We start from the raw sequence: 11955 nt of genomic DNA, 5'->3' as shown, positions 1-11955 counted from the left end.
AAATTCATATGCACGTATCACCTTTCACTTTTACTTGTTTCTAGACAATTCAAGTATAAAAGAAATCGGTGATCACGTGTATTTTTTTATGCAAATTGTACGCATACCCCAACAAATATTATAGAACCTAAAAAACACTGTTTGTAAACGACAAAACAGCCCTAGCTCTAGTAGCCAGGGCTGTTATATCAGTCTTTTGAGCGCATCTGTGGGAATAGCAGGACGTCACGGATTGATTGAGCATTCGTCAACAGCATCACTAGACGGTCAATACCGATTCCTAATCCGCCTGTTGGTGGTAGTCCATATTCAAGTGCTTCTATAAAGTCTTCATCCATCTCATGCGCTTCATCATTTCCTTGCTCTTTCTCTACTAGCTGAGCTTCAAAGCGTTCACGCTGATCAATTGGATCATTCAATTCAGTGAATGCGTTAGCGTGCTCACGACGAACAATGAACAATTCAAAGCGATCTGTATAGCGCGGATCTTCAGGATTCTTCTTTGCAAGCGGTGATACTTCCACTGGATGACCGTAAATGAATGTAGGTTGTACCAATTCTTCTTCTACCTTCTGTTCAAAGAATTCATTTAGAACATGTCCAACTTCCATAGAAGGAGTTACTTGAACGTTATGTTCTTTCGCCAATTCATGAGCCTGCTCTTTTGTTAGCTGCTGCCAGAAGTCTACACCCGTATATTCTTTAACTGCGTCTGCCATATGCAGTCGCTTCCAACGTGGTGCCAAGTCAATTTGGTCTTCGCCATATTGGATCGTCGTCGTACCAAGTACCTCTTGCGCAATATGGGCTACTAAATTTTCCGTAAGTTCCATAATGTCATTATAGTCCGCATACGCTTCATATAACTCAATCATTGTGAATTCCGGGTTATGACGAGTGGACATTCCTTCATTACGGAATACGCGCCCAATTTCATATACTTTCTCTAGTCCACCTACAATTAGGCGCTTTAAGTGAAGTTCGATTGCGATTCGCATATAAAGCGTCATATCCAATGTATTATGATGCGTAACAAACGGACGCGCTGCTGCTCCACCAGCAATTGAGTGCAACATAGGTGTTTCCACTTCTAGGAAACCTTGATCATCTAAGTATCGTCGCATCGATTGAATAATTCGGCTACGCATGATGAATGTCTCCTTACTGCCCTCTGTAGAGATCAAATCAAGGTAACGCTGACGATAGCGCTGTTCAACGTCTTGTAAACCGTGGAATTTTTCCGGCAATGGACGCAATGATTTAGTTAGGAATGTAAAGCTCGTCGCTTTAATGGAAAGTTCGCCTACTTTTGTTTTAAAAACAATCCCTTGAACACCGACAATGTCGCCAAGATCTGCTGATGTGAATAGTTTATATGCATCTTCACCTATTGCATCTTGACGCACGTAAATCTGGATTTGTCCGCCTAGATCTTGAATATGCGCAAATCCAGCTTTACCTTTACCACGTTTCGTCATGATACGGCCAGCAATTGTTACCTCATGCTCAGTTTCATCTAACTCTTCTTTTGATAAATCTTCATACACAGAGTTAATCTCTTTTGTTAGATGCGTACGCTCGAAACGAGCACCGAACGGATCCAAACCACTTTCTCGTATATCATTCATCTTCTGGCGTCTGACCAAAAGCTGATCATTCATTTCATCCAAATGGGACATTCCCTTTCACTCCTTCATACTTTAGCCCACCATCTTCTCAGGATAGGCCGTCTGCAACTATTGTACACAAATTACTTGCCTAACAAAAGGGCAAACAATTATACATATTAATTCCATAGAAAAAACTGCCCTATACGAGAGCAGTTTCGTGTTTATAAAGTTAACGATCAGTCTTGTTTTAAGAACTCCTCAACACCTTCAACCTTTTTCCAAAGAACTACTCCCTCATCTTCCATCGCGGGTTCTTCACTGTAAAGTTTCTTAGTTACAGGGTTCTTCAGTTCCGAGTTAATTTCAATAAGTGGGATCAGAACGAATGCACGCTCTGCCATTCGTATGTGAGGGACGATTAAATTCTCTAATCGTATAGTTTCTTCATTGTAAAGCAAAATATCAAGATCTACCGTACGTGGCCCCCAACGAATCTTGCGCATTCTACCGAGTTTGTTTTCGATGAATTGACAAGCGCTTAGTAGTTCAATCGCTTTTAATGAAGTCTCAATCACCACTGCGATATTTAAAAACTTTGCCTGCTCCGTCAACCCTACAGGTTCCGTTTCGTAAACAGAGGATACCTTTTTGACGTTAATAGCGGGATGCTCATTCAATAAGCGAACCGCTTGTACAAGATGTTCCAAGCGATTGCCGATATTTGAACCCATCGACAAATAGGCTTTATTCACGAGAAGCGCCCCCTTGTGATTTCAACTGCAACCGACGCGTAATGACCGTGAATCGGTGGGTCCGGTTTAATTAGCACCACGCGAACACCATTCACTTTTTCAGCAAAGTCTGTCATAATCGTCCCAGCTACCGTTTCCGCCACCGTCTCAATTAAACGGACCGTTTCACCTTCAATAATGTTTTTGCACATCTCGTAGACTTCCGCATAATTTATTGTCTTCGATAGATCATCCGTCTGTCCTGCTTCCGCAAGATCTGTCGCCAAGGAAACCGTTAGTCGGAACCGCTGACCTAACTTATTCTCCTCTGGCAACGCCCCGTGGTAACCGTAAAACTCCATATCATTCAAATGAATATAATCCATGAAATCCCTCCGTTTTATCGTTCACCCTGTAAAAATGGCCTTTTTCGTCAAGATGTCCATCATCTTGACCATTCGTGAGATTTCCTTCACATCATGCACACGCATTATATGGCAGCCATGCTCAATTCCATAACACACTGTTGCACCTGTCCCTTCTACCCGTTGTTCTACCGGCACATCCAAGACGTTTCCAATCATCTTCTTGCGGGATGTCCCAAGTAATACAGGGTAGCCAAGATCCGCGATTGTCGGCAACCCTTGCATAGCCAGTATATTTTGTTCTGTATCCTTCGCAAAACCAATGCCCGGATCCAACCAAATCATATCCTCGCTAACACCTGCTTGTTTCGCAATATTGACACTCTCCTGCAAATCCGCCACAACTGCATCCATGAACGGCAGCTGATACTCCCGATTATCCCGGTTATGCATCAAAATAATTGGTACTCCGTAGTGTGCAGCCACTTCTGCAATTTCCGGTTCACGTTTGGCTCCCCACACATCATTGATAATACTCGCACCCGCTCGGATTGCTGCTTCTGCCACGGCTGCTTTTGACGTATCAATTGAAATGACACAGCCTAACTCTTTCGTCAGTAATTCGATAACCGGTACTACACGTTCCAATTCTTCTTCCAACGAAACCGGCGTATGCCCAGGTCGAGTAGATTCACCACCGATATCGATGATTTTCGCACCATCTACTAACATTTGTCGAGCATGTGTTAACGCAAGGTCGTGCCCACCAAACTTCCCACCATCTGAGAAGGAATCTGGCGTGACATTCAAAATACCCATAATGACCGTTTCTTCCGCAAAATTAATCGTCGTCTCACCGAATTGATAAAACGTACGTGCTTTCTCTAGCTCCATTACTGGTCACTCACTTTCATTTGGCTAATCGCTTGTTGATAGTTCATATGTAGTCGTTGGTAGATAGGCCCTTCGTTGCCTAGAAAGTCAGTATTCGGTACATTGCGGATTGGAACTAGCTCTTGGATCGCATTTGTGATAAAAACTTCTTGCGCAGATTCTAAATCCGACGGCAAAAACAGCCCTTCATTTACCACTAATCCTAAATCATTTGCTAACGTCAGTACAAACGCACGCGTAGTCCCTGGTAAAATTCCTGTTTCCAATGAAGGTGTATAGAGAATATCTTCCTTTACCCAAAAGATATTAGATGTTATACCTTCCGCGACAAATCCTTCCTTCGTGACGAAGAAGCCTTCCACCTTTTGCAAAGAGGGCAATTCTAAACGGCCCCGCACATTATTCGCATATTGATGCGATTTATGGCGAATTGTACTTTCCGGTTCATTGCGCGTCGTCTGCAACCACACTCCATCTTTTTCTGTATGAGTTGGTGGCAAATGAAGAGGCTTTTGAAAAATTATCACGTTGGGTTGTTCATAGTTGACGGGCGCTAATCCAATATCATGAACCCCTGCAGACACATTCAACCGATAGTAGCCATCTTCGCTTCCATTGGCCACATAAAGCGAAGAAATGGCTTGTTGAATTTCTTTGTCGCCATACGGCATAGCTATCCGATACTCAAAAAGAGCGGATCTCAGTCTATCCATATGCGCTTCATAGAGAAATACCTCTCCATCATACGTACGAAACGTCTCGAAAAATCCGAGTCCATACAGAAATCCATGGTCATAAGGAGAAATCCGCAACTCGTCAGCTAGCTGCTGATTACCGTTCATCCAACAGATCAATGGCGTTGCTCTTCTCTTACAATCTGTTCTGCCATTTCCTTCGCTTGCCATAATGCTTTCGCTTTATTCATTGACTCTTGGTACTCCGATGCAGGATCCGAGTCTGGGACTAGTCCAGCGCCTGCTTGAATATGGACCACACCTTCTTGAATATATGCCGTACGAATCGTAATATTCAATTCCATATCGCCATCGAACCCAATCCATCCCATCGAACCCGTATACAACCCTCTGCGTGTCGGTTCCAATTCTTCAATGATTTCCATAGTTCGTAGCTTTGGATCCCCGGTAATTGAGCCCCCCGGGAATACTCCATGAATAATTTCAGCATGATTGTCGGATGCAGCAGTACCACGGACATTCGATACTAAGTGCATAACGTGCGAGTACTTTTCGACGACCATAAATTCATCTACTTCCACTGTTCCAGGCTGACAAATACCTTCAAAGTCTGCACATTCAAGATCGACTAACATTTTATGCTCGCCTTTTTCCTTAGTGTTAGAAATGAGTTCTTGCTGTAACGCTTGATCTTCTGCTTCCGTCATTCCACGTTTACGTGTTCCACCAATTGGGCGGGTACTTAATTCATTGCCACGTTTTTTCAACAACAGCTCAGGCGATCCAGAAACTACTTCAAATTCAGGTGCCGCCATATAAGCCATGTAAGGAGACGGATTAAACGACCGTAATGCTTCATACATTAATAATGAAGGTGCATGAAGCGGCTTGGATTGGCGAACTGAGAGATTTACTTGCACGACTTCCCCTTGTGCAATAAATTGTTGTACATCACGTACCATCTGTTCAAATTGCTCACCCGTAACAGAAACTTGCAAATCTTCTTCTGTTACTTCTATATCTAGCGCTTGTCCTGCAGAAAACTTCCTAGTGGCTAGTCCCTCTTTTGCAGCTACTGTCCATTCATTACGCATAGTTGCCAATGAAGATTGTTTATCTGGTAACGCCATAAAGTAAACCGTTTCGCTTTGTATGTCTAATACAGCCCACTGATCGAATAAATAAAAGTACGTATCAGGAGTCAACAAGTCGTCATCCGCAAGAACAGGTAAGGTTTCATAGCGTCTGACATAATCATAGCTAATCATCCCAATTGCTCCACCTTGGAATGCAGGTAAATTCTCTTGATGTGTAAGTTTATATCGTGACAGTACTTCGTTAAGCAAGACAAGCGGATCACCTGTAAGAAGTTCTTCTTTTCCATCTCTCCATTGCAACAGCAAACCGTGTTCTTTCGCCTGCGCTGTCACAAGTGGATTAAGACCTGCGATACACATCTCACCGCCACGTCCGCTATCGAGTAAAATATGACGTTCTGTCGTTTCTGCTAGTTGACGATAGGCATAAAAGAAATCGTCTTTCGTCATTGCTGCTGTCTGATACGCTATTGTATCCATAATGTTTCCCCCTGAATGTCTCTGATCAATTTTTCTTGCTGTTGTCTAGTAATTCTTTCAATAATTTATCATCTAAAGGGAACATCGCTTTGTCCGTTATAACCCCTTCTTCATTGATAATATACGTCGTTGGATAGACCTTCACTTGATACATTTTCATGACATCACTCTTTTTATCTAATAAAATAGGGAAAGTCAATTGATATTCTTCAACGAAGTCTTTGGCACTCTGTTCTTTATTCTTTTCCGTCTTCGTCATGTTAACAGCGAGTATTTCAACATTTTCTAATTCACTGTGTTCTTTATAATACGTTTCCATATGCGGCATTTCAGATCGACAAGGCGGACACCATGATGCCCAAAAATTAAGCAATACCATTTTCCCACGATAATCGGATAATTTGGCTGTTTTTCCATCAAGCGTCGTTAGTTCAAAGTCTGGCGCGAGATCTCCTTGACTTAGACCGGGCTTCTCAGAAGAACTAGCTACTTGCCAGTCTTCAGGAAGACGTTCAACTTCTTCTTTCGGCATATCCTTCATCATGGCACTTTCATATCCGTCCAATCCACCTGTTTCTTTTTTGATTTCTCGGTTGGTTAAGATAATGATCGTGACCATCGTGATGATGATCAAAGCCGAAACCATCATGCTCCATTTTTTCTTCACAGAGAACCTCCTCTAGTACTATTATTTTACTGCCCTTATGTATAGCTAGCAATCGCGTTCCAACTTAATTATACAGAATTGTACGGTCTGATAAAAGTGTAGAGATTCTGACGTCTTTGCAGATACTTTGGATGGTAGGCTGGAAGAATGGATAGCCGTTTCGCTGCATTTCACTAGTGTCTTCTTTATGAAGGTAGTCAGTGGAAAGTTCAGAGTAGTGCTTAGTTTTGTCATTTGAACATAAAAAAGTGAAGTATGACCTTTGTTGTAAATCCAGAACTATTTTCTAAGTATCCAGTTATCCTTTACACTTAGTCTTACTTATCTACAAGCTAGAAAAGAGAGCGCCGGATGGGCGCTCTCTTTTATTCTTCGTCAAATTGATAAAGCGGCGTGCTTAGGTAGCGTTCTCCGTTGGAAGGTAGAATCGCGACTACTTTTTTACCTTTTCCAAGTTTCTTAGCTACTTGTAGCGCAGCTGAGATTGCGGCACCTGAAGACACACCTCCCAGGATTCCCTCTTCGCGAGCTGCACGACGCGCGATTGCGTATGCATCGTCGTTGGAAATTTGGATGATTTCATCATAAATATCCGTGTTCAATACTTTCGGAACAAAACCTGCACCGATCCCTTGAATTTTATGGGGTCCCGGTTTACCTCCAGACAATACCGCTGAGTCTTCTGGCTCTACTGCAATAATTTTGATATCCGGGAAACGTTCTCTCAATACACTACCCGCACCTGTGATTGTACCACCTGTACCGATTCCCGCGATAAAAGCGTCAACTCGGTCTAGCGCATCTGCGATTTCAGGTCCAGTTGTTAAACGGTGTACTTCTGGATTTGCTTCGTTATTAAATTGCTGTGGCAAGAACCATCCATTTTCTGAAGCGAGTTCTTCTGCTTTCCCGATTGCACCTTTCATTCCTTCTGCCCCTGGAGTTAATACCAATTCCGCTCCGTATGCACGCAGCAAGTTGCGACGCTCTAAGCTCATCGTATCAGGCATGACGAGTACAGCTTTATATCCTTTAGCCGCCGCAATCATTGCTAGTCCAATTCCTGTATTTCCACTAGTCGGTTCAATAATTGTACTGCCTTCTTTTAAGTTACCATCTTTTTCAGCAGCTTCAATCATCGCAAGTGCGATACGATCTTTAACGCTAGAACCCGGGTTGAAGAATTCTAATTTCAAATAGACATCCGCATCTTCTGATCCTGTTAAACGGTTTAATTTGACTAATGGTGTGTTACCTACCAAATCAATAATTGAATTCCCAACTTTAGTCATATGCCATCCACTCCCAATACCAAGTATTTTTATATGTTTTATTGACTTAATAATACTATCTTCTTTTTGACTTGTCAAACAAATTATTCAGAATAGTATCGTTTGGTAATTTACCATCCTAAAATCATAGTATATGAAATAGCTTCTGTTAACTTTCCGATAAATGACTAACCCGCCAGAGTATAAACCTTTGGCGGGCGAATGATTACACTTTCAGTCCTCTACTGAAGGCATGTTGTCTATAAATTGCTTTAACTCAGCCTCAGAGTATTGATATGTTTCCAAACAGAAGTGACATTGCGCTTCTGCTCCATGGTCTTCATCGATCATTGCTTGCACTTCATAACGACCAAGCGCTTGAATCGCTTCACCGAAACGTTCTTTAGAACATTCACAGTCAAACTTCACGGCTACTGTATCAAGAAACACTACATTTTCTTTCCCTAACACTTCGATCAACACTTCTTCAGGAGATAATCCCTGGTCAATCAAAGAGGAGATCGGTTTCATTGAAGCTATTTTATTTTCTAAAAGAGTAATCGTTTCATCAGTAGCACCTGGCAATACTTGAATGATAAAGCCGCCAGAAGCTTTGACAGTGTTATCTGGATTAACTAGTACACCTAAAGCGACAGCTGACGGAACTTGTTCAGAGACTACTAAATACTGGGTAAAGTCTTCTGCTATTTCCCCGGAAATAAGAGGTACTTGGCCAGTGAAGTAATCTTTCAATCCAAGATCCTTAATGATGGACAACGTTCCTTCCGTCCCTACCACTCCGCGTACGTCAAGTTTCCCCTTATCGTTAAGCGGCACATGCGTTTGTGGATTAGTAGCATAACCACGCACTTCTCCTTTTGCATTGGCATCCACTACGATTGGACCTAGAGGACCATCACCCTGGATTTTGACCGTCATTCGATCTTCACCTTTTAACATCGCACCCATCATGGCAGATGCTGAAAGTGTACGTCCAAGTGCCGCTGTTGCAGTTGGCCACATATCATGACGACGTTGAACTTCCCCTACCGCTTCTGTAGAACGGACTGCATATGCACGAATGCCCCCATCAAAGGCAAGTGCTTTTACTAAGTAATCGGTTGACATGTTGTTCGCTCCTTTTACAGATTTCTTTTGTATATTAAATGTAATCCTTTTAACGTCAAGAAATTATCCACGATATCAATAACTTTTGTTTCGGATGATATTAACTCCGCCAAACCACCCGTTGCGATAACAGTTGGCTCTACTGGGCAGTCTTCTTTCATTCGATTGACGATACCTTCAACTTGTCCTACATAGCCAAAGACTATACCAGATTGCATAGCTGATACTGTATTTTTGCCTACAACGTGATCAGGTCGCGTAAGCTGTACTCTTGGCAATTTAGACGCACGATCAAATAATGCTTCCATAGAAATTGCGATACCTGGAGCAATTGCCCCCCCCATATATTCTCCGTGTTCGTTAACATAGCAATACGTCGTTGCCGTTCCGAAGTCTACGATGATTAGCGGGCTACCGTATTCACGAATAGCAGCTACTGCATTAACGATTCGGTCAGCACCCACTTCACGCGGGTTTTCGTATTTGATGTTCAAACCTGTTTTCAAGCCTGGCCCTACGATTAACGGCTTCTGATTGAAGTATTTTTTGCACATTTGTTCTAATGGGAACATAACAGGCGGGACGACAGAAGAAATGATAATACCCGTAATGTCCTTAAATGATAAACCAACATGTTGGAACATCGCTTTTACTGCCATAGCGTATTCATCTTCAGTTTTGTGACGATGCGTTTCCATGCGCCAATGATATTTTAATTCGTCTTCTTGGTATACACCGAGTACAATATTTGTATTTCCTGTATCTAATACTAACAGCATAGTCGTTTTCCTCTCTTGCCTCAGACTTTTTCCCACACATCATACCATAAGTTAGTTCATAGATGCCGTTGATTTGCGCTCCAGATAAAAAACAGCCGACTGCTATATACAGTCGGCTGTTAGTTCACTTAGTCTCTGCGCTCTTCGTCAATGGAAGGAAGTGTTTTGTCTCCCGTTCCACGTTCACTTGGCAAATCTCCAACAGACGGATCACTTGGAGCACCCGTTATATCTGGAGTTGCATTCGGCGTTGTTTCAGCCACTACAGGAGTTTCCTCTTTCGTTTCTTCCACAACGTTATTGCCGTTTTCATACGGTCGTTCTGGCAGAACACCGTGATCCTTCAAGTGATTGATTTGTTCCGCATCAAGTGTTTCAACTTCCAATAAAGTCGTTGCAATTAAATCGAGTAGATCTCTTTGTTCCGTCAAGATCTCTTTTGTACGGCTATATTGTTCTTTAATGATTCGTTGCATTTCCTGATCAATTTCATACGCAATCGATTCAGAATAGTTCTGCTCAGAATTAAAGTCGCGACCTAGGAATACTTGACCACCTTGAGACTGACCAAACTGCATCGGCCCGAGCTTATCACTCATACCGTATTCAGTTACCATAGAACGCGCTATTCCTGTCGCGCGCTGGAAGTCATTGTGAGCTCCTGTTGAGACTTCACCAAGTACAACCTCTTCCGCTACACGTCCACCTAACAGACCTGCAATTTTATCAAGGAGTTCTGGTTTCGTCATGAAGTAACGATCTTCTTTCGGAAGCATAACGGCATAACCGCCCGCTTGACCGCGTGGCACAATCGTCACCTTATGAACGATCTCTGCATCATCAAGCATCAAACCAACCACCACGTGACCCGCTTCGTGGAACGCGACGATATTTCGCTCTTTTTCCGATATGACACGCGATGTTTTAGCAGGACCTGCAATGACCCGGTCTGTTGCTTCATCAATATCAGCCATATCAATTTTCTTTTTCTTTCGTCTCGCTGCTACAAGTGCCGCTTCGTTCAACAAGTTCTCAAGATCTGCACCGGAAAATCCAGGCGTACGTTGAGCAAGAGCTTTCATATCGACCGAATCATCAAGCGGCTTGTTGCGTGCGTGCACTTTCAATACAGCTTCTCTTCCTTTTACATCTGGGCGGCCTACCGTAATTTGACGGTCAAAACGTCCCGGACGAAGAAGTGCTGGATCCAATATATCCGGACGGTTCGTAGCAGCAACGATAATAATTCCTTCGTTTCCTTCAAAACCATCCATTTCAACTAACAATTGGTTCAATGTTTGCTCACGCTCATCGTGACCGCCACCTAAACCAGCTCCACGCTGACGTCCAACTGCGTCAATTTCATCGATAAAGATAATACATGGTGCATTTTTCTTAGCGTTCTCGAACAAATCACGTACTCGAGAAGCACCAACACCTACGAACATCTCCACGAAGTCAGAACCTGAAATCGAGAAGAACGGTACGCCTGCTTCACCCGCTACCGCACGTGCAAGTAATGTTTTACCAGTACCTGGAGGTCCTACAAGCAAGATCCCTTTTGGAATCCGTGCGCCAAGTTCTACAAACTTGCTGGCATCTTTCAAAAAGTCGACGACCTCTTCTAGCTCTGCTTTCTCTTCATCTGCACCTGCTACATCATTAAAGCGTACTTTCTTTCGATCATCAGTTTGCAGTTTCGCTTTACTTTTTCCGAAGTTCATCACTCGGCCACCACCGCCGCCTTGTGATTGATTCAATAAGAAGAAGAAAAGGATAATAATGATAATGAATGGTACAAGTCCTGTAAAGAAGGATACCCACGCGCTTGTTTCTTTCGGAGGTAAAATCTCAATTTCAGTCTTTGTTGTTTTAACAATATTACCGATATTGTCCATGTCATTCATCGGAATGTTCGTTACAAATGTTTCTCCTTTTTCGTAACCTTGCATTTCACCTTTTACTTCATACACAAGCTGTAGAGGCTGAAAAGTAACATTTTCGACTTTTCCTTGCTCTAGCGCTGTGACGAATTCATCATACCGAATAGGTTTCATCTTCGGATTTGGATTGTTTAGCGAACTGAAAATCCCCATAATTGCAAGGAAGATCAATCCATATAAAAGAAAGTATCGAAGTATTCGATTCATCCCAAGCCTCCTCATCTCATTCAACAGCAACTAAATAGAAAACTATTGTAAATTTTAACATAGATTAACACGACTCTACAAAGAAAAG

11 protein-coding genes are annotated in these 11955 nt (G+C 42.6%); all 11 read right to left on the bottom strand.

Annotated features, from left to right (window positions below):
- Nucleotides 1–188: 188 nt before the first annotated feature.
- Nucleotides 189–1679, bottom strand: coding sequence for a lysine--tRNA ligase (gene lysS, locus CSV79_RS10730; protein WP_099689047.1), 1491 nt, complete (start codon nucleotides 1677–1679; stop codon nucleotides 189–191).
- Between the two features lie 167 nt (nucleotides 1680–1846).
- Nucleotides 1847–2341, bottom strand: a complete 495-nt coding sequence (folK, locus tag CSV79_RS10725) for a 2-amino-4-hydroxy-6-hydroxymethyldihydropteridine diphosphokinase (RefSeq protein ID WP_099689053.1) — start codon at nucleotides 2339–2341, stop codon at nucleotides 1847–1849.
- Nucleotides 2342–2358: 17 nt separating this feature from the next.
- Nucleotides 2359–2727, bottom strand: coding sequence for a dihydroneopterin aldolase (folB, locus tag CSV79_RS10720; protein ID WP_099689046.1), 369 nt, complete (start codon nucleotides 2725–2727; stop codon nucleotides 2359–2361).
- A gap of 21 nt (nucleotides 2728–2748) precedes the next feature.
- Nucleotides 2749–3600: a dihydropteroate synthase gene (gene folP, locus CSV79_RS10715; protein ID WP_099689045.1), complete on the bottom strand. Its 852-nt coding sequence runs from the start codon at nucleotides 3598–3600 to the stop codon at nucleotides 2749–2751.
- A complete protein-coding gene (gene pabC, locus CSV79_RS10710; protein ID WP_369824949.1) occupies nucleotides 3600–4505 on the bottom strand; it encodes an aminodeoxychorismate lyase in 906 nt (301 codons plus the stop codon). Before pabC ends, folP begins: the two co-directional genes overlap by 1 nt.
- Nucleotides 4451–5872: an anthranilate synthase component I family protein gene (locus tag CSV79_RS10705; RefSeq protein WP_099689043.1), complete on the bottom strand. Its 1422-nt coding sequence runs from the start codon at nucleotides 5870–5872 to the stop codon at nucleotides 4451–4453. Before CSV79_RS10705 ends, pabC begins: the two co-directional genes overlap by 55 nt.
- Nucleotides 5873–5897: 25 nt before the next feature.
- Nucleotides 5898–6539, bottom strand: coding sequence for a peroxiredoxin family protein (locus CSV79_RS10700; RefSeq protein WP_099689042.1), 642 nt, complete (start codon nucleotides 6537–6539; stop codon nucleotides 5898–5900).
- A gap of 365 nt (nucleotides 6540–6904) precedes the next feature.
- Entirely contained in the window at nucleotides 6905–7831 is a 927-nt protein-coding gene (gene cysK, locus CSV79_RS10695) for a cysteine synthase A (protein WP_099689041.1), read from the bottom strand.
- A 213-nt stretch (nucleotides 7832–8044) separates the two neighbouring features.
- Nucleotides 8045–8938: an Hsp33 family molecular chaperone HslO gene (hslO, locus tag CSV79_RS10690; protein ID WP_099689040.1), complete on the bottom strand. Its 894-nt coding sequence runs from the start codon at nucleotides 8936–8938 to the stop codon at nucleotides 8045–8047.
- Between the two features lie 14 nt (nucleotides 8939–8952).
- Entirely contained in the window at nucleotides 8953–9717 is a 765-nt protein-coding gene (locus CSV79_RS10685; protein ID WP_099689039.1) for a type III pantothenate kinase, read from the bottom strand.
- A gap of 128 nt (nucleotides 9718–9845) precedes the next feature.
- Nucleotides 9846–11867: an ATP-dependent zinc metalloprotease FtsH gene (gene ftsH, locus CSV79_RS10680; protein ID WP_099689038.1), complete on the bottom strand. Its 2022-nt coding sequence runs from the start codon at nucleotides 11865–11867 to the stop codon at nucleotides 9846–9848.
- Nucleotides 11868–11955: the final 88 nt, after the last annotated feature.

The sequence above is a fragment of the Sporosarcina sp. P13 genome, from assembly GCF_002743055.1.
Lineage (GTDB): Bacteria > Bacillota > Bacilli > Bacillales_A > Planococcaceae > Sporosarcina.
The sequence above is the reverse complement of the archived record's forward strand: the minus strand, read 5'-3'. Positions and strand labels throughout refer to the sequence as shown.